Raw genomic sequence first — 18,670 nt, 5'->3', positions numbered from 1 at the left:
AACATTCAAAATTGGGATACCAAAGCCCTGTAAAATTTGAATCCGCAGCATCTAAAATAGCTGCTTAAAATGTCCGTTGAAATGAGGGCAGATCAAAGAATCTAAGGCTATAAAAATAAACACACAACAATCTAGCAAGCCAAATCTAGTTCAAACTTCTAATCCAGTTCAAGCTCAAACCACGAATTCAGTTTTGGCCTCGTCTGTTGTACAAAATGAAGCCACTCAAGAACCTTTTATAGCATTCAGTCAGGATGGGTTACTTCCATCGAGGAGTCAGCAGTCACTTAATCAACAAGGAATCATATTGTTACAACAAGGGAGAATAGAAGATGCTATATTTGTTTTTAATGAGGCTTCAAAAAGAGGCTCAGAAAATGCTGAAATATTATGTAACCTTGCTTATGCATATTATCAACATGAAGACATTGAAAAAGCAATTCCATATTTAAATCGTGCATTAAACTTAAAGCCAAAAAGAGGCTCTTCATTGTTATTGGCGGGGCAAATATTTGCCAAGCTTGGTGAGCAACAAAAAGCAATATCTTATTTTGAGAGTTATTTATACTATTCTTCTAATAGAAAAGCAGCTGTAGAGCAATTAATTCAGTGGTCAAACGGCTTTGAAGATGGTAGAAATCTTGTTTTAAGGGAGTCTGCTAAACAGGCTTTAATGAATGCTGGTTACAATAATCTTGAGTAGCTAAATTAAAAATAGTTGACTGTTTTGCTAGGTTTTACTACAATTTTCTTATTCTTTGGGGAGTAGCTTCTTTGTTGCATTGTCGTCATTACGAAATGTTTGATTTATTTCCGGCATGCAAGCATTCACAGTACGAATGTTAGCAAGACCTTAGAACTGTTGGCCACTGGGTGGTGTTGCGGTTCTGGGTCTTTTTTTCGCTCCCACTCCTTTGGCCTCGATAATTATTCTTATTAAAACGAGGTGCTTATCATGGAAACAATCGGAACTTGGTGGATGTGGGCGGGTTTTGCTGCCTTTGTCGTCCTTGCTATTGCCGTGGATTTGTTGGTGATGGAGAAGCAAGGGGCGCATAAAGTCACGATAAAAGAAGCTGCTTTGTGGAGTCTGTTGTGGTTCTTCTTGGCATTTGTCTTTGTGGGCTGGCTGTGGTGGTATTTAAATGGCAGCCAAGGACGAGAGGTGGCGAATACGGTCTCGATGCAGTTCATTACAGGTTACTTGGTTGAAAAAAGTTTATCTGTTGATAACATCTTTGTATTTTTGATGTTGTTTACGTACTTTTCGATTCCAGCTGAGTTTCAAAAACGCGCTTTAATTATTGGGATTATTGGTGCGATTATTCTCCGCGCCATTTTGATTGTGGCGGGTGCTTGGTTGTTGGCGCAGTTTCATTGGTTGCTTTATGTGTTTGGTGCGTTTTTGGTTGTGACGGGCGTTAAAATGTGGCTTGCTGCGGGCAAAGACCCTGACATTGAGATGAATCCTGTGCTTAAATTTTTGAAAAAACGCATTAACATCACCACTCGTTTTGATGGTGAGCAGTTGTCTACGACGATTGATGGGATTAAGTACTACACGCCTTTATTTGTGGTGTTGATTTTGATTGGTACGACTGACCTTATTTTTGCCGTCGATAGCATTCCTGCTATTTTTGCAATCACCAGCGACCCGTTTATTGTGTTGACTGCGAATATTTTTGCGATTTTAGGTTTGCGAGCGTTGTATTTTTTGTTGGCGGATTTGGCGGATCGTTTTCATCTGTTGGCTTATGGCTTGGCTCTGGTCTTGGTGTTTATCGGTGCCAAAATGCTGATGATAGATTTTTACAAAATCCCGATTGGTATTGCTTTGGCGGTTACAGCCACTTTGATTGTGAGCTCGATGCTGGTGTCTGTATGGAGCAGCCGCAAAAAAATGGATGAGCCGTCTTTGTGGGAAGCTCAAGCCAATGATGAATCCAATAAGCGTGGCTCATAGGACGTATGTCAACCATCAATTTTTGAAAGGGCTAGTGTCGAGATGCTTGGATGGTGGCGTGGGTCAATATGCCTTCATCTTCGTTAGAACATTCAGTGCATCTCGATGTTGGCATCGCTCGGGTCGGCTTTAACGTGCAGGCGAATCGCCCAAAGCACGCCTGATAGAGCCAAGGCGATTGCAAGCCATTCGAGTGCCCTCGGCCAGCGCGCATCGTATAAGAAACCGTAGAGTAATGAAAACAGGCTTTCTGACACGATTAACTGAGCAGAAAGGCTGATGGGCAGTGCTTGACTGGCTTTGTTCCACAACATATTGCCAAGCCATGAGGCGAAAAAAGCCACACCGAAACCGCCGAATAAAATAAAGGTTAGCCAGTCTAAAGAGGGGTTGGTGTTGAGTGCGAGTAGGCTGTCGGGCTGAAAGAGCGACACCAAATAGCCAATCGCCAGCATGACGATAGCCAATAAAGCCGTGACCACGCCCGTGAGATTAGACCAATCGCTCGCGCCCACATGCGCATGGGCGCGTAAGTACTGTGCGTTTTGGTACGCGTAAAACGTCCAGCAAGCCAATGCGCCAGCCGCACACGCCAACGCCAGCGCACGTTGTAAGGGTGTGCTGGTTAATGTTTCTGAGCTGTGCAAAAACACATCCAGACTGATGGCGGCAATGCCTGCAATAATCATCAGGCTCGGCGCGAGCAATTTTTTGATGGGGAGCGAGTCATGCTCATGACGCCCCATGAGCGTGATGGTCAATGGCAAAACGCCAATAATCAACGTGGTCGGCGCGATACCTGCGTATTTAACCCCTGTTGCAAGAAACATGTAATACACAATATTCCCTTGCAATGAAAGCACGACCAAGCGTTGCCAATCCTGCTTAGTCAATTGTTTAATGAGCGGAAAAATCGTGCGCAAGCTCAACGTGATTGCAAAAAAACCGTAACACAAGTAACGCACCACCATTTGTGAGAGTGGTGAAAATTGGTACGTGACTTGAGGGGATAGAAACACCAAGCCCCACAAGGCGCCCGCACCGATGCCCGCAAAAATCCCACGGCTGATTGTGTTGTGTTGATTGAAATTCATGAAGTTCTTTAGCGTAGAGCGGCTAGGGGTGGTGATTATAAAGATGGTGTGGTTGTGAACGCACAACGCATCACAAGCGACAATCATCTCGGTCGTTGAAAACCATCTGGCCGTTAGTTATTTTTGTTGAAGATTCTAGCATGTCAACTTAATAAAAATAATTCTTTTGATACATAAATTCATTTAAAACGGTCGTGTTGGCATAAGTTCATCGCTCAAAAATAAAAAATAACGTATAATTTCGCTTTGTGCGAAAGGAAAAGCCCCATGCGGTTAATTCAAAATGCCCTGACGTTCGACGACGTTTTATTGGTACCTCGTTATTCTAACATTCTCCCGCGCGATGCCTCAATGGCAACCAAACTCTCGCGCAACATCACCCTAAATATTCCCCTTGTTTCTGCCGCTATGGACACCGTGACCGAATCGCGTTTGGCCATTGCGCTGGCGCAAGAAGGTGGACTGGGTATCATTCATAAAAATTTACCCGCCGCAAAACAAGCCCTCGAAGTCGCAAAAGTCAAGCGCTACGAATCGGGTATTTTGCGCGACCCATTGACAGTCACGCCCGAAATGACCGTTCGCCAAATTTTAGAATTGGCGCAAGATGCAGGCGTATCGGGCTTCCCCGTGGTCAAAAACAACAAAGTCGTTGGTATCGTCACCAACCGTGATTTGCGTTTTGAAGAAAACTTAAATGCGCTGGTCGCCGACATCATGACCCCGCGCGAACGCCTCATCACCACCCGCGAAGAGGATTCACTTGAAGTCGCTAAACGCTTGATGAATAAACACCGTTTGGAACGTGTCATCATCGTCAATGAACACGACGAATTGCGAGGCTTGATTACGGTTAAAGACATCCAAAAAGCCAAAGAACACCCGCATGCGTGCAAAGACGCACGCGGACAATTGCGTGTCGGTGCGGCGGTTGGCGTTGGCCCTGAAAACGACGAACGAGTTGATTTGCTGGTCAAAGCAGGTGTGGATGTCATCATCGTTGACACTGCGCACGGTCACTCACAAGGCGTACTTGACCGCGTCAAATGGGTCAAAACCCATTATCCGCATGTCGACGTCATCGGCGGCAATATCGCCACTGGCGAAGCCGCATTGGCACTGGTCGAACACGGCGCAGACGGCGTCAAAGTCGGCATCGGTCCTGGTTCAATTTGCACCACGCGCATCGTCGCAGGTGTTGGCGTGCCGCAAATTTCCGCCATTGCCAATGTTGCCAAAGCCCTTGAAGGCACAGGCGTACCGCTCATCGGCGACGGTGGTATTCGTTACTCAGGCGACATCGCCAAAGCCCTCGCCGCTGGCGCGTACTCCGTCATGCTCGGTTCGATGTTCGCGGGCACAGAAGAATCCCCTGGTGAAGTCGTGCTCTACCAAGGCCGTTCGTACAAAGAATACCGCGGCATGGGCTCACTCGGCGCAATGGCGCAAGGCTCAAAAGACCGTTATTTCCAAGACAACGAAGGCAACGTCGATAAACTCGTACCCGAAGGCATCGAAGGCCGCGTCTCTTACAAAGGCAGCGTACTCAATATCATTCACCAACTGGTCGGCGGCATCCGCTCTTCGATGGGCTACTGTGGCTGCGCCACCATCGAAAACATGCGCACCCAAGCCGAGTTTGTGCAAATCACTTCAGCAGGTATGCGCGAAAGCCATGTGCATGATGTGCAGATTACCAAGGAAGCGCCGAATTATAGCGTTGGTTAAAAATAGAGCGGGCTAGTCCCGCTTTTTAAAAACTCCATGTTTGCAAATTATTGTGTGCTGCAATTGAGGTGATTAGTACCTTGTATTGAATGAATTTTCTAGTTTTAAGGAAGAATGTCAATGTCGTTTTTTATGAATGAAAATCATTTTTTAGCAAACTTATCTTATGTGGCTACAATAGCAGCTGTTGTGGTTGCTATTTGGACTTATTTTCATAATCATGCTAAAACTCTAAAAAATGCTTCAAGCTCGGTTGTGCTCGAGTTGAGGCTGATGAACCAGAATATTCAGGCTTTGAAAGCAAGTTTGATTCTTAATAACTGCGAATTACATTTCTCTAATCTTATTAAGGCTGGATGCAATGAAATGGATTCTTGGAGTAAAAATAAATCAATTTTAATCGCTATCCTAAATGATGGGCAAAAAGCTAAGGACTTAGATTTATATTATGCAATTTGTTGCGAGATAGATGAGCATATAAAGCGTTGCAAAGATGAGTTTTATTCAAGTGTAAGGGATCGTTATACCCATAAAGCTGAGATTATAGTGGACTCTAAGAATGGAAATGGCGAAATAAAATATGAGCTTACAGAGTGCGAGTCGCATCAAGCGTACACTCAAGATAAATATGCAACATTACTATGCTTTACACCTGAACAGGTGATAAGGCATTTGAAGGAAAAGATACTATTGCTAAATGATGTCAGTTATATTATTGACTACTTAGAAGCTAAGTATTATAACAAACGTTTTTTTGGGGTTTTTAAGATTTAAAACTCTATAGTAGTAACGTAGGGTGGGCACTGCCCACCTTTCTTGCATCACGCATCCATTTTAATCGGTGGGCAGTGCCCACCCTACGGGGGGAAGATGCCTAATTATCGCCGTTCAAATGTGGCTGGGGCGACGTATTTTTTTACAGTGGTGACGCATCAACGCCAACCGATATTGTGTGACGGGGATGTGCGATTGGCTTTGCGTGAGGCGATTGGAGTGGTTCGGGCAGAGTTGTCGTTTGAGATTGATGCTTGGGTTTTGATGCCTGACCATTTGCATGCGATTTGGACGTTGCCTGAGCATGATGCGGATTTTGGCAAGCGTTGGGGCGAAATTAAACGTTATGTGAGCCAGCAGTGCGGTGGACGATTGAATCAAACGTGGCGATTGAGTGATTCGAACATCAAACGCCGTGAGTCATCTGTTTGGCAGCGGCGATTTTGGGAGCATCAAGTTCGTGATGATGCCGATTTTGAGCGTTGTATAAATTATGCGTATTACAATCCCGTGAAGCATGGGTTGGTTGAGCGGGTGGCGGATTGGCCACATTCGACATTTCATCGTTATGTGAAACAAGGCGTTTATCCTCTGAATTGGGGTGAGGGTTTGCGTGTGTCTGATGGGCATTTTGGTGAGCTTGATTGAGGTGTGGTGGGCAGTGCCCATCCTGCGTATGATTCGTTGGGTTGATGCGCGGTGGGCATTGCCCACCCTACGTATGGTTCGTTGGGTTGATGCGTGGTGGGCAGTGCCCACCCTGCGTATGGTTCGTTGGGTTGATGCGCGGTGGGCAGTGCCCACCCTACGTATGTGGTTAATTGGGTTGATGTTCGATGGGTATTGCCCATCCTACGTGGTTGGTTTAAAGTAGTTTTGGATGGGCTTGCCCCATCGTTTTTTGAAAGAAATTTATGAGTAATTCACACGACAAAATTCTTATCCTAGACTTCGGTTCGCAAGTCACTCAACTCATTGCCCGCCGCGTGCGCGATTCGGGTGTTTTTTCTGAAATTTATCCGTATGACGTTTCTGATGAGTTTGTTAAAAACTACGGAGCTAAAGGCGTGATTCTTTCGGGTGGCCCCAACTCGGTGACGGAGGGCGATACGCCACGCGCGCCGCAAGCGGTGTTTGAGTTGGGTGTGCCTGTATTGGGTATTTGCTACGGTATGCAGACCATGGCGCAGCAGCTTGGCGGCGATGTGCAAACGGCGGAAGCCTTGGGCAAGCCGCGTGAGTTTGGTTTTGCGAAAATCCGCGCGCGCGGTCACACGCGTTTGTTGGATGGCATCGCGGACGAAACGACGGCCGAAGGGCATGGTTTACTCAACGTGTGGATGAGTCATGGTGACTCGGTGGCGCACATGCCCGACGGTTTTAAATTGATGGCGTCCACTGATTCGTGCCCGATTGCGGCGATGGCGGATGAGACGCGGCATTTCTACGCGGTGCAATTTCACCCTGAGGTGACGCACACGGTGCAGGGCGAGGCGATTTTGAGCCGCTTTGTCAAAGACATTTGCGGTGCGCGTGCAGACTGGGCGATGGGCGATTATATTGAAGAGGCGATTGCCCATATCCGTGCGCAAGTCGGCGATGAAGAGGTGATTCTCGGTTTGTCGGGTGGTGTGGATTCGTCGGTGGCGGCGGCTTTGATTCATCGTGCGATTGGCGACCAATTGACGTGTGTATTCGTTGACCACGGCTTGTTGCGCCTGAATGAAGGCGACATGGTGATGGAGATGTTTGCCAAGAATCTCGGTGTGAAAGTGATTCGTGTCGATGCGGTGGATGATTTCATGGGCAAGCTCGCTGGCGTGACTGACCCTGAAGCCAAACGCAAAATCATTGGCGGTGAGTTCATTGAAGTGTTTGATGCGGAATCGCACAAATTGACCAGTGCCAAATGGTTGGCGCAAGGCACGATTTATCCTGATGTGATTGAATCGGCAGGCAAGGGCAAAAAAGCGGCGCATACAATTAAATCGCATCACAATGTTGGCGGTTTGCCTGAAAACATGAAGCTCAAGTTGCTCGAACCGTTGCGTGAGTTGTTTAAGGATGAAGTGCGCAAGCTTGGCGTGGCGTTGGGTTTACCGCATGACATGGTGTATCGTCACCCGTTCCCAGGCCCTGGTTTGGGCGTGCGGATTTTGGGTGAAGTGAAAAAAGAATACGCGGACTTGTTGCGTCGTGCCGATGCGATTTTTATTGAAGAATTGCGCAATACCGTGGATGAAGCGACAGGTAAAAATTGGTACGACTTGACCAGCCAAGCATTCGCGGTGTTTTTACCCGTCAAATCAGTGGGCGTGATGGGCGATGGTCGTACTTATGAGTACGTGGTCGCTTTGCGCGCAGTGCAAACCTTGGATTTTATGACTGCGCATTGGGCACATTTGCCGTACGACTTACTGGGCAAAGTTTCAAATCGCATTATCAATGAGGTTCGGGGTATCAATCGAGTGGTTTATGATGTGTCAGGTAAGCCGCCTGCGACGATTGAGTGGGAGTAGTTTTTATTGATTGGGCGTAGGTTTTACAAATGCGTGTGAACCTACGCGAAGAATAGCTTACTTAAACTCGCAAGTACGCCAGTGCACAAAATGATACTCAAAACACCGCATGCGCTTGTATGAAGTCCTTAGCGAGGTTAGCGTGCTTTGCTTGTTTTTTCTAATTGATATATCTCGGGCAGCATCAATTCTGTGACCATCATGCGGCTATTTTGATGGCGCACATGCTGGAATAGGCAGCGTCTCGCCCATATATGGCGTGGCAGATTGACTTTGAAGTGGTGCGTGTGTAAGGCCGTTTGGGCGATTTGATATAACGCATCTTGTGCGCAGATGCGGGTGTATTCAAAATCAGAACGGCACACCAAAGGATTCGCAAATAAGGTCAATCCCAAGGCGCGATTGCCCAATTGATTAAAAAAAGGCCAGTCACGACCAGCACGTTCGAGTGCGGTGACTGTGTGTGCAAACACCACGGGCGAGTCGTCACAAATCAGTAAAACTTGTCGTTGCAAAATTCGACGACCCAAAGGTAAACAGAGCGATTTGGTCTCAGATAAATTCAAAAAAGCACGATTCTGTCTCACACGTTGAACCACAAATTGTTCACAGTGGTTTTTTAGCTTTTGCGTGAGAGAGCCCGTGTCTGTTAGCCAATGTTGATGTTTTCGCTGAATTTGTGGAACATGCCTTTGCCAAGGCGAATGCAGAGATGAGCTCATCCTTTATTGGTCGGCAAATTAAGTTGCTCGTATAACGGTTGGGTCGCGGGAATGTTTTGACTGATTTCGCGCGAGAACAAGCCAGCGGTTTGTAAGCACGCGCCGATGAGCAATACCCAGCATGCGACACTGAGCCATCGTTTGCTATTAGAGGCTGCATGGTGCTCGGTGGTTGTCGGTAGACTGTAATTGACCGCAGCAGGCAATGTTGAGAATGTTGCTGTTGGCGTGTTTGGTGTTTCCTTTGCGTGGAACGTCACGTTGTCCAACAGTCCATCAAGTGATGTGATGATATTTGGGCGGATTGCTAAATATTGCGCTTGCGCAAGCTGAGCCGCTTGTGCGGCTTGTTCAGCGAGTTCCGCAAGTGCTGCTTGAGCTGCTTGAGCTGCTTGAGCTGCTTGAGCTGCTTGAGCTGCTTGTGCTGCTTGTGCTGCTTGTGCTGCTTGTGCTGCTTGTGCTGCTTGTGCTGCTTGTGCTGCTTGTGCTGCTTGTGCTGCTTGTGCTGCTTGTGCTGCTTGTGCTGCTTGTGCTGCTTGTGCTGCTTGTACTACTGTTTGTTTGACCTGCTCTGGTTTGTTTTTAACGCGAAAAAACATACTTGTGACCTGCGTCGCAATATGGCTTGCAGGTTTTAGGTGGACGATTTGAGTTTTCGGAGCAACAGGTGCTGTTTGGGCAGGTTCAGCTTTTATTTCGATGTCATGTTCAACATGCGGCATTTTTTTGATAATCGAGACCGTTGTGCTGAGGACGGGCCAAGGCGAGTCTGTTTGCACGGGGTGCTCAATAGCCTTCGTGTTGTGTCGCGGTAATAGAAATAAGGCGGTTTGCACATCAAATACATGCCCACATTGACCGCATGTGCCAAAGCCATTGTTTAAACGCAGAAGTTCTGAGTTTACTTTAAATGTGGTGTAGCAAGAGGGGCAGCGTGTACCAAAGGTGCTCATCGGTTTTCCAAGTTGTTTCGGTGTTTAGATTGTCTGGCTCAGGGCATACATGCTTGAGCTTGAATCCAGTATTTCTGTTATTAAAAAATGTCGGCTCGTTACTCATTAAGACGTTCATTAAAAATGCGCTAAAAAGGCGCATTTTTAAGGATTAATGAACGGTTTCGTGGTCGTCGTGGTCATGATGGCCATCTGCACCATGAACATGTTGATGTTCTATTTCTTCTTCGCTGGCTTCACGCACTTCTGTTACTGTAACGGTGCAACGTAGCGCTTGTCCTGCGAGGGGGTGGTTGCCGTCGAGTACGACTTTATCGCCTTCGATATCAGTGATTGTAAAAAACTCCACGTCATCTTCTGTGCCACCTTCTGGAATGCCTTCAAACATCATGCCAGGTTCGATTTCTTTTGGAAATAAAGAGCGGTCTTCAACACGAACCAACTCTGCATCGTATTCACCAAAAGCGTCGTCAGGTTCTAATTGTATGGTGCTTTTGAATCCTACTTCTTGACCTTCAAGTGCTTCTTCGATTTTTGGGAAAAAATCATCGTAACCACCATGCAAATAAGTAAAACCGTCGCCTGAGGTTTCTTCGATGGGGTTGTTTTGCGCGTCAGTGACAGCCATGCTGAGGGTGACTACGGTGTTTTTTGCGATTTTCATACGAGACTTTCGATGAGGTTGAATGTATTTTTATAAAAAGCATCATGTTGAATTAGTTAAGCCTAAGTGGAGCATGATGTTTTTTTTGACTCCATTATTATACGTGAAAACCCTATTTGTGAACAGTTTTAAAGATGGGATGAGGCCGATAACAAATGCCGTGCGTAAAAACTGAATTTAATGTGGCGATAGCCATTATTGGTGCATGGTCATTGAACATTGCATTGCTTTAATCGACATTTTTCAAAGTTTAACTTTGGTGTGTTTAATTCATAAATACCCCTGTCATGGCGAGATTGTTGATTGAATGGAGTAGAATAACAAGGCATCGTTCCATGTTTGGACGACGATGGGCAGATGTTTGAGTGATGTATTATTTTTCGAACTTTAAGGAGAACAGCATGAGTGGATGGTACGAATTATCAAAAAGTGACAATGGCCAATATCGTTTCAAATTGGTGGCGGGCAATGGCGAACCGATTTTAAGCAGTGAACAATACACCACGCTGGCCGCGGCGAAGAATGGCATTGAATCGGTGCAAAAAAATTGCCTCGATGCGGCGCGTTTTAGTAAAGAAACAGCGACGAATGGTAAAGCGTATTTTAATTTGAAAGCCGCTAATCATCAGATTATTGGCACGAGTCAGATGTATGCGTCAGAGGCTTCGCGCGACAACGGCATTGAATCCGTCATGAAAAATGGTGGCACAGACAAGATTAAAGACTTGACGGCTTAATAAAAAGGTTGAGCATTTCAGGGTGTGCTTTGAATGTTAAGTATGCTCAATCAATACTCAATAAAAAAAGGAAAAGTTTAACTTTTCCTTTTTTTATTAAAGCAAGTCTTGAATGTGTAATCGCCGCAATTTGGGGGCGATTTTGGCCGTAACAGCAACGATGCCCAAAGTCACCAATGCCCCCGCCACGACCGACGGGACCAGACCAAGCCAAGCCGCGGTTACACCCGACTCAAATGCGCCGATTTCATTTGACGAGCCGATGAACAAGCCATTGATGGCGGATACTCGGCCCCGCATGTCATCAGGCGTGGTCAGTTGCAAAATGGTTGAACGCAACACCACGGACACGCTATCAAACATCCCCGACAGCGCCAACGCTAAGGCCGATAACCATAAGGTTTTTGATAAGGCAAAAACAATCATGCACATGCCAAATGCCGCGACGCAGGAGAGTAAAATTTTCCCTGCATGGCGGTTGATGGGGTTGCGTGTTAAATAAATACCCATGGCAATTGCGCCAACGGCGGGTGCGGCCCTTAATAAACCGAGGGTTTCAGGCCCCTGATGTAACACATCATTGACAAAAGCGGGCAAGAGCGCCATCGCGCCACCAAACAGCACGGCAAACATATCCAACGCCAAGGCACTGAGCAACACTTCGTTTTTAAACACAAATTGCAGTCCCTGCTGGATGCTGGTGAAAATAGCCTTGATGTCGCCAGATTGGGGTGGTTTTGGGTTGGATGTGACGTGCCGTTTTAACCGCATTAATGCCAACATGCCTGTTAAAGCACATAAAGCCGTGATGGCGTAAGCCGATGTTGGGCTACCAAAAGCCACCAACAGACCACCGATGGTAGGGCCTAAAATTTGAGCAAATTGAAAAACGGCAGAACCGATTCCCGCCGCTTTGGCATAATTTTCGCGCTCAACCAATTGAACCAGAAGCGTGTTGTAAACAGGACTTAAAAAAGCGCGCGCCAAACCCGATAAGGCAATTGCAGCATAAATGGGCCAAACGCCCCAATGCGCTACAAATTCAGTCATGCCGCTTGAAAAAACAGTCAGTCCAATAGCCATGGATAGCAACAATGCGCAAGCCAATATCCCCAGACCACGGCGAGAGTAATGGTCAACCGCATATCCCGCAAATAACGCGCTGGCGAAATAGGGAATCACCTCAGATAAGCCAATCAAGCCCAATGCCAACTTGTCGTGAGTGAAGTCATATACTTGCCAACCAACCACCACGGCGACAATTTGGTAACATAAAACCACGGATAAGCGGTAGGTTAATAAGGCGATGAAGGGCTTGGTGACGAAATGAGACTTGGGCGGCATGATGTGTGTGTGCTGTTGAAATATAGAGAGTGGATTATAAACAGCTTTCTTTCGTGCGATTGGGTTTTGTGCTTGCGGCTTTTCCCGCGATAAAGCACCCCATTCGTGCCCATTTTCACGTAAAATTGAGCCCATTTTACAGGATTATTTTTATGGCACAGACCAAAGTCAAACACAAAGAACCTTCGAGTTTTGAAGACGCCATGCGAGAGCTGGAAGCCTTGACCGACAGTATGGAAAGCGGAGAGTTTGCGCTTGAGCAGTCGTTATTGGCCTATCAACGTGGCGCGTACTTGGTTAAATTTTGCCAAGCACAGTTGCAAGCAATTGAGCAGCAAGTCAAAATCGTTGAGGACGATATGGTGAAACCTTTTGATTTAAGCACGGGAGCGTCATCGTAATGTTGGATTTAACCGTGCCCGCTCGACAAACGAGTGATTTCAAAGGCGATGCACACGCATTTTCACAATGGGCAGAACACATGCGCCCGCAAGTTGAAACTCATTTGGCGCAAGTGATTGACACCGCCATGCCCTTGGAGATTGCTGAGCAATCGCCATTAAAGGCCGCGATGGCGCATGGTTTAATGAACGGCGGCAAGCGCGTGCGTGCCTTGGCGGCTTTAGCTGCAGGGCAGTTGTTTGGAGCAGAGCCAGCAACCCTATTGAAAGTCGCATCTGCTTTGGAATGTATTCATGCGTACTCGTTGATTCATGATGATTTGCCGTGTATGGACGATGATGATTTGCGCCGTGGTCAGCCGACGGTGCATGTCAAATACGGTGAGGCGATGGCGTTGCTCGCGGGCGACGCGCTACAGACTTTGGCTTTTTCGATTTTGAGTGCGGCGGATGTCGGTGTCGCGGCATCGGTGCAAGTGAAATTATTGAGCACCTTGGCGCAAGCCTCTGGTGCGGCGGGTATGGCGGGTGGGCAGGCCATTGATTGTCATCATGTTGGACAAGCGATGACAATGGCGGATATGCAGCGCATGCACCGTTTGAAAACAGGGGCATTGTTACAAGCGAGCCTGAAAATGGGTGCCTTGTGCGGTCAGCCGACCGAATCCCAGTGGCAGACGTTGGATGAATACGCGCAACATTTGGGACTGTTGTTTCAAGTCGTGGACGATATTTTGGATGCCACGCAAGACAGCCACACTTTGGGCAAAACCGCAGGTAAAGACGAGCGAGCCGAAAAGCCGACTTATGTTCGCGCACTTGGGTTGGAGGAAGCCACGCGTTATGCCGATGATTTATACGAGAGTGCTTTGCGTGTATTGCAAGTTTCATTGACGGCGCAAGATGGCTCAACGACAGAAAGCGTTCAGCGATTGGCTGATTTGGCCGCATTTTGCGCGCAACGGGTCAATTAAAAAATAGCTTAGAATAGACAAGAATAAACACGAATAGACTCGAACGATTTTTAGAAAAAACATCAGATGACGAACTTTTCTTTACTTGAACAAATTAACGATACCGCCGATGTGCGCGGGTTATCGCGTGACCAGTTGGGTCAATTGGCTCAGGAGCTGCGCGGTTTTATCCTAGAATCTGTTGCGCAAACAGGCGGACACTTATCAAGCAATTTAGGTACAGTTGAATTGGCAGTTGCGTTGCATCATGTGTTCAATACGCCCGAGGATAAAATCGTTTGGGATGTCGGTCATCAAAGTTACGGCCACAAAATTTTGACGGGTCGCCGAGAGCAGATGCACACTTTGCGCCAACAGGGCGGATTGTCAGGCTTCCCTAAACGCTCCGAATCGCCTTACGATGCGTTTGGTACAGCACACTCATCGACAAGTATTTCCGCCGCTTTGGGCATGGCTGCTGCGGCTCGTCATTTGGGTTTGAGTCAGAGGCAGCATATTGCGGTGATTGGTGATGGTGCGCTCACGGGTGGCATGGCTTTTGAAGCGATGAACAATGCGGGCGTGACCGACGACATCAATTTGTTGGTGATTTTGAATGACAACGACATGTCCATTTCTCCTCCCGTTGGTGCTTTAAACCGCTATTTGGCACGTTTACTCAGTGGCAATTTAGTAGGGGGTGCGCGTGACAAACTGAAAAAAATTCTCAAGTCTGCGCCACCTGTGCTTGAGTTTGCCAAGCGTTTTGAAGAACACACCAAAGGCATGTTTGTGCCTGCAACCATGTTTGAAGAGTTTGGCTTCAACTACATTGGACCGATTAATGGCCATGATTTGGATTCATTGCTGCCGACTTTAGAGAACCTTAAGCATCGGGGCGGTGTTCAGTTTTTGCACGTCATCACTAAAAAAGGGCAGGGTTACAAGCTCGCTGAAGAAGACCCGATTATGTATCACGGCCCTTCAAAATTTAACCCACAGCAAGGCATTCAACCGACGACTGCGCCGAAGTCGCCGACGTTTACCCAAGTCTTTGGGCAATGGATATGCGACATGGCCGAGAAAGATTGGCGGTTGGTCGGGATTACCCCCGCCATGCGTGAAGGCTCGGGTTTGGTCGAGTTCCACGAACGCTATCCATCACGTTATTTTGATGTCGGTATTGCGGAGCAGCATGCCGCCACTTTTGCTGCTGGGTTGGCTTGTGATGGCTTGAAACCCGTGTTAGCGATTTATTCCACCTTTTTACAACGCGCGTATGACCAAGTGATTCATGACATCGCGTTACAAAATTTGGACGTGACCTTTGCGATTGACCGCGCTGGGTTGGTTGGGGCGGATGGTGCCACCCACGCAGGGGTGTACGACATTGCCTACCTGCGGTGTGTGCCTCAAATCTTGATAGCCACGCCCTCCGATGAAGCTGAAGCGCGCGCGTTATTAAGTACGGCATATCAATACGAAGGCCCAGCCGCTGTGCGTTACCCACGCGGTTCAGGCATCGGCGCGGTTGTACCAACAGATTTAGACACCTTGCCCATAGGCAAAGCCAAGGTCGTGCGCGAGGGGCAAAAAGCCGCGATTTTAGTATTTGGCACTTTGCTACACGCATCTCAATTGGCCGCAGAGCAAAATAACGCAACTTTGGTTGACATGCGTTGGGTCAAGCCGCTTGACGAAGCGTTGTTAACTCAGTTGATACACACCCATAGCCATTTTATTACCGTCGAAGACTCCACCAAGGTCGGAGGCGCTGGCAGTGCCGTCAGCGAATGGCTGTCAGCGCAAGGGGTGACTAAACAGGTGCTACACCTTGGCTTACCTGATAAATTCATTGACCACGGCGACTGTGCGGCCTTGTACGCTTTGAATGGCTTGGACGAACAATCCATCGCCAGCACAGTTTCTGCTTTTGTGGCATAGTGTGAACCGTATTTAATAGTTGACTGTTTTTATCGGCTATTTCGACAGCGTGCTGGAACGATTCAATTTATTTTGAACAGCCCAACGAATCTTAATTGAAAGCATATTCATGAATTCTCCAACTGATTTAAAAAACATCCCCGACGTGCAAAGCAGTGTTGACGCACGCAATATGCCGATTAGTCGCGTCGGCATCAAAGACGTGCGTTTTCCTCTGCAGATAGACCTCGGTGCAGGTGCGCAAGCAACTGTGGCCTCTTATACGATGTGCGTGTTTTTGCCAGCCGACCAAAAAGGCACGCACATGTCGCGCTTTGTTGCCCTGCTTGAAGAAAATAAAAACGTATTTACTTTGTCATCATTTAAATCGTTGATTGACGACATGATGGTGCGCTTAGAGTCTCAAAAAGGCGACATTCAAGTACAGTTTCCATACTTTGTTGAAAAAACAGCACCGATTTCAGGTATTAAAAGTTTAATGGACTATCAAATCACTTTGAACGGGACGCATCAACATGGTCAAAGCCAAGTGGCATTAAGTGTACTGATTCCGATGACCAGCTTATGCCCATGCTCAAAGAAAATTTCTGAATATGGCGCGCACAATCAACGTTCACACGTCACCGCGCACATGACATTTGCCGATGCCAATATGGCGCAATTTGACCTACACGCGCTGATTGCCCAAATTGAAGCACAGGGTTCCTGCGAGTTGTATGGTTTGCTCAAACGCCCTGATGAAAAATACGTGACTGAACGTGCGTATGACAATCCGAAATTTGTAGAAGACTTGGTGCGCGATGTGGCGGGCGTGCTCAAATCGCAAGATTATGTGGCACAATTTACGGTAGAAGCAGAAAACTTTGAATCCATCCATAATCACTCGGCTTATGCCGTGATTCAGTCGGTTGATATTTAAACGCTAAAATAAACGTTTAAATTTAAAAAGTATTTACTGCTATTTTTCAGCATTAGCACTTGACCGAATATTTTTAGAAGTTTATACTGTCGTTCTTTACAAATCAGTCTTAACTGGTTTGTGAATCGGAGGCGTGGCCGAGTGGTCGAAGGCACTTCCCTGCTAAGGAAGCATACGGCTTAAAACTGTATCGAGGGTTCGAATCCCTCCGCCTCCGCCAGAATAATTTTTTAAAATCAAAGTGTTGGCGGCGATTTTAAGTTGGTTTAAGATTGAAAAAATATAAAACAGGCATCGTTTGATGCCTGTTTTTTTATTGCTTTTTCCTTGTGAGGGAGTGTTTTTTGCATAATTTACTGATTTGATGATTAGGTTTTCTCAAACAATTCCCGCTCGCTTTTTCTTCGTCTCACCAGCCCAGCCAATTTTTTTACCTTTGCTGTAAACCCATTTGCCAAAATCGGCAGCATCACCAGTAAACCCGCACCGAATATCCAACCGTACACGCAGCACAAGAGGTGTCTGATCGAGGCTTGGCCCATATTGCAGCGGGTGGCATTGGACGTGGGTTAGCAGGATTGTAAGGGTATTTGACTTGCATTAGTTTAAGAACGCATGTACATTTATAACGAGTTTACCCAACAATACAGGAGTTTAAACATGGCATACCCCGTCTCACGCTTAGGCGACACATCTGATCATGGCGGCACGATTATCACCGCATCCAACGCTAAAGCGGGAGGGGTTCCGATTGCTCGCATCGGAGATATTCTCGACTGCCCACAGCACGGTAAAAACCCCATCGTCAGCAGCATCGTGATAAGCAAAGTGGGCGGTGTGCCCGTTGCCCACGTTGGCTCTAAAACCGAATGCGGGGCCACCATCACCACAGGGTGTGAGACCCACACCATTGGCGACTAAATCGACATCATGACACAAGCCGAAGCGGCCAAACAGCAACAACTTGAACGACGCCGACAACAGATGTGGCAAAAGATTCTCGCCAAAGTAGACGAGCGAGACGGGCACTGCTTATCTGAACCACACGAATACACCAACACCAAATCCAAGATTTGGGTGCAATGCAGCCAAGGGCATACCTTTGCAACCAACTGGTACAATCTATACACAGGCGGCTGGTGTCCATCATGTGGACGCAATAGCATCCGCATGTACACCATTGTCGACTTACAAAACTACGCCCGCACCCAAGGCGGTCAATGCCTCTCACCCAAATACACCAACATCAATGCCCTATACGACTGGCAATGCAAACGAGGGCACCGATTCAAAGCCATTTGGTGGGGCATTTACGAAGTCTGGTGTCCCTACTGTATCGAAGCCCCCGACCCACGCGCCCGCGACAAATTCCTCGACAGCCTCACCCAATCAGGCCAAGCCGCGCACAAACGTAAAAGTGAGCGCGCCTCATGAATGGTCACATCCCAGGCTATTGGACAGTCGAAGACATCGAACGACTCAGCCATATGAGTATTGCAGAAGTCGCTCAACAGACAGGCTACCCCATCGAAGAAGTCATGCGCGTTCGACAATTGGTAAACCAACGAGTTGCTTTAACTGAAATCAACCGACGCCGTGGGGTTAATTGGAGCGAAGGACATATCGCCCTATTGGGCACACTACCCGATCAAGAAATCGCCTACCTGCTTGGATGTTCGCGTCAAGCCGTCACCGCCAAACGCAAAGCCCTTAACATCAAACCCCATAAACGCATTGGTTTGCAGTGGACCAATGAACTCATTCTCCAGCTTGGACGCAGCAGTGACCGTCAAGTCGCAGAGCAAATGGGTATCAGCTTGCGTGCAGTCTTAAACACACGTCAGGCGCAAGGCATAAAAGGGTAATCATCCCAAACATAACAGCATTTCAAAGTGGAATTAAAAACCCCAGTTTTAGTAAAGCAATCAAATCTGTCAAGGGCGGCGTATCCGGCG

At 47.3% G+C, this 18,670-nt stretch carries 20 protein-coding genes and 1 tRNA gene; 16 read left to right on the top strand and 5 right to left on the bottom strand.

What is annotated here, in order from left to right:
• The first annotated feature begins 307 nt into the window (after positions 1–307).
• Positions 308–703, top strand: coding sequence for a tetratricopeptide repeat protein (locus DFR44_RS11480; RefSeq protein ID WP_162845250.1), 396 nt, complete (start codon positions 308–310; stop codon positions 701–703).
• Between the two features lie 252 nt (positions 704–955).
• Entirely contained in the window at positions 956–1,963 is a 1,008-nt protein-coding gene (locus DFR44_RS10385; protein ID WP_133621501.1) for a TerC family protein, read from the top strand.
• Positions 1,964–2,055: 92 nt separating this feature from the next.
• Here DFR44_RS10385 and DFR44_RS10380 read toward each other — a convergent pair whose 3' ends face one another.
• On the bottom strand, positions 2,056–3,057 hold the full coding sequence (locus DFR44_RS10380; protein WP_162845249.1) for a DMT family transporter: 1,002 nt from the start codon (positions 3,055–3,057) through the stop codon (positions 2,056–2,058).
• Positions 3,058–3,324: 267 nt separating this feature from the next.
• On the opposite strand from DFR44_RS10380, the gene guaB reads away from it, so the two are divergent.
• The 5 genes from guaB to guaA all read left to right on the top strand — a co-directional run bounded on the left by guaB (position 3,325) and on the right by guaA (position 8,078).
• Positions 3,325–4,785 carry an IMP dehydrogenase gene (guaB, locus tag DFR44_RS10375; RefSeq protein ID WP_133621499.1) on the top strand — a complete coding sequence of 487 codons (1,461 nt, stop codon included), beginning with the start codon at positions 3,325–3,327 and terminating at the stop codon, positions 4,783–4,785.
• Between the two features lie 132 nt (positions 4,786–4,917).
• Complete coding sequence (locus DFR44_RS10370) at positions 4,918–5,559, top strand: hypothetical protein (RefSeq protein WP_133621498.1); 642 nt, start codon at positions 4,918–4,920, stop codon at positions 5,557–5,559.
• 96 nt (positions 5,560–5,655) lie between these two features.
• Complete coding sequence (locus tag DFR44_RS10365) at positions 5,656–6,207, top strand: REP-associated tyrosine transposase (RefSeq protein ID WP_133621497.1); 552 nt, start codon at positions 5,656–5,658, stop codon at positions 6,205–6,207.
• On the top strand, positions 6,182–6,433 hold the full coding sequence (locus DFR44_RS10360) for a hypothetical protein (RefSeq protein ID WP_133621496.1): 252 nt from the start codon (positions 6,182–6,184) through the stop codon (positions 6,431–6,433). Before DFR44_RS10365 ends, DFR44_RS10360 begins: the two co-directional genes overlap by 26 nt.
• 40 nt (positions 6,434–6,473) lie before the next feature.
• Positions 6,474–8,078 carry a glutamine-hydrolyzing GMP synthase gene (gene guaA / locus DFR44_RS10355; protein WP_133621495.1) on the top strand — a complete coding sequence of 535 codons (1,605 nt, stop codon included), beginning with the start codon at positions 6,474–6,476 and terminating at the stop codon, positions 8,076–8,078.
• Positions 8,079–8,215: 137 nt separating this feature from the next.
• On the opposite strand, the gene DFR44_RS10350 is transcribed toward guaA, so the two are convergent.
• From DFR44_RS10350 to DFR44_RS10340, 3 genes are all read right to left on the bottom strand, one after another.
• The gene (locus tag DFR44_RS10350) at positions 8,216–8,800 is read right to left on the bottom strand and encodes a chorismate--pyruvate lyase family protein (protein WP_133621494.1); all 585 of its coding nucleotides are present in this window, start codon (positions 8,798–8,800) and stop codon (positions 8,216–8,218) included.
• On the bottom strand, positions 8,797–9,753 hold the full coding sequence (locus tag DFR44_RS11600; RefSeq protein ID WP_133621493.1) for a zinc-ribbon domain-containing protein: 957 nt from the start codon (positions 9,751–9,753) through the stop codon (positions 8,797–8,799). Before DFR44_RS11600 ends, DFR44_RS10350 begins: the two co-directional genes overlap by 4 nt.
• A 151-nt stretch (positions 9,754–9,904) precedes the next feature.
• Entirely contained in the window at positions 9,905–10,417 is a 513-nt protein-coding gene (locus DFR44_RS10340) for an FKBP-type peptidyl-prolyl cis-trans isomerase (RefSeq protein WP_133621492.1), read from the bottom strand.
• A 401-nt stretch (positions 10,418–10,818) separates the two neighbouring features.
• Between DFR44_RS10340 and DFR44_RS10335 the strand changes: the two genes are divergently transcribed.
• Positions 10,819–11,154 carry a YegP family protein gene (locus DFR44_RS10335; protein WP_133621491.1) on the top strand — a complete coding sequence of 112 codons (336 nt, stop codon included), beginning with the start codon at positions 10,819–10,821 and terminating at the stop codon, positions 11,152–11,154.
• A 96-nt stretch (positions 11,155–11,250) separates the two neighbouring features.
• Here DFR44_RS10335 and DFR44_RS10330 read toward each other — a convergent pair whose 3' ends face one another.
• Complete coding sequence (locus DFR44_RS10330) at positions 11,251–12,633, bottom strand: MFS transporter (RefSeq protein WP_211336938.1); 1,383 nt, start codon at positions 12,631–12,633, stop codon at positions 11,251–11,253.
• A gap of 17 nt (positions 12,634–12,650) precedes the next feature.
• On the opposite strand from DFR44_RS10330, the gene DFR44_RS10325 reads away from it, so the two are divergent.
• The 8 genes from DFR44_RS10325 to DFR44_RS10290 all read left to right on the top strand — a co-directional run bounded on the left by DFR44_RS10325 (position 12,651) and on the right by DFR44_RS10290 (position 18,580).
• A complete protein-coding gene (locus DFR44_RS10325) occupies positions 12,651–12,899 on the top strand; it encodes an exodeoxyribonuclease VII small subunit (protein ID WP_133621490.1) in 249 nt (82 codons plus the stop codon).
• Positions 12,899–13,873 (top strand): polyprenyl synthetase family protein, encoded by a 975-nt coding sequence (locus DFR44_RS10320; protein ID WP_246012105.1) that lies wholly within the window; start codon positions 12,899–12,901, stop codon positions 13,871–13,873. The genes DFR44_RS10325 and DFR44_RS10320 overlap by 1 nt, the downstream gene beginning before the upstream one ends.
• Positions 13,874–13,939: 66 nt before the next feature.
• Positions 13,940–15,796 (top strand): 1-deoxy-D-xylulose-5-phosphate synthase, encoded by a 1,857-nt coding sequence (dxs, locus tag DFR44_RS10315; RefSeq protein ID WP_133621489.1) that lies wholly within the window; start codon positions 13,940–13,942, stop codon positions 15,794–15,796.
• 109 nt (positions 15,797–15,905) lie between these two features.
• Positions 15,906–16,715: a GTP cyclohydrolase FolE2 gene (folE2, locus tag DFR44_RS10310; protein WP_133621488.1), complete on the top strand. Its 810-nt coding sequence runs from the start codon at positions 15,906–15,908 to the stop codon at positions 16,713–16,715.
• A gap of 127 nt (positions 16,716–16,842) precedes the next feature.
• Positions 16,843–16,935 (top strand) — tRNA-Ser (locus DFR44_RS10305).
• A 440-nt stretch (positions 16,936–17,375) separates the two neighbouring features.
• Complete coding sequence (locus DFR44_RS10300) at positions 17,376–17,636, top strand: PAAR domain-containing protein (RefSeq protein ID WP_133621487.1); 261 nt, start codon at positions 17,376–17,378, stop codon at positions 17,634–17,636.
• A gap of 9 nt (positions 17,637–17,645) precedes the next feature.
• Complete coding sequence (locus DFR44_RS10295; RefSeq protein WP_133621486.1) at positions 17,646–18,149, top strand: hypothetical protein; 504 nt, start codon at positions 17,646–17,648, stop codon at positions 18,147–18,149.
• A complete protein-coding gene (locus DFR44_RS10290; protein ID WP_133621485.1) occupies positions 18,146–18,580 on the top strand; it encodes a hypothetical protein in 435 nt (144 codons plus the stop codon). The genes DFR44_RS10295 and DFR44_RS10290 overlap by 4 nt, the downstream gene beginning before the upstream one ends.
• Positions 18,581–18,670: the final 90 nt, after the last annotated feature.

The sequence above is a fragment of the Hydromonas duriensis genome, from assembly GCF_004363775.1.
Classification (GTDB): Bacteria; Pseudomonadota; Gammaproteobacteria; order Burkholderiales; family Burkholderiaceae; genus Hydromonas; species Hydromonas duriensis.
This window is presented reverse-complemented; position numbering and strand designations above follow the sequence as displayed.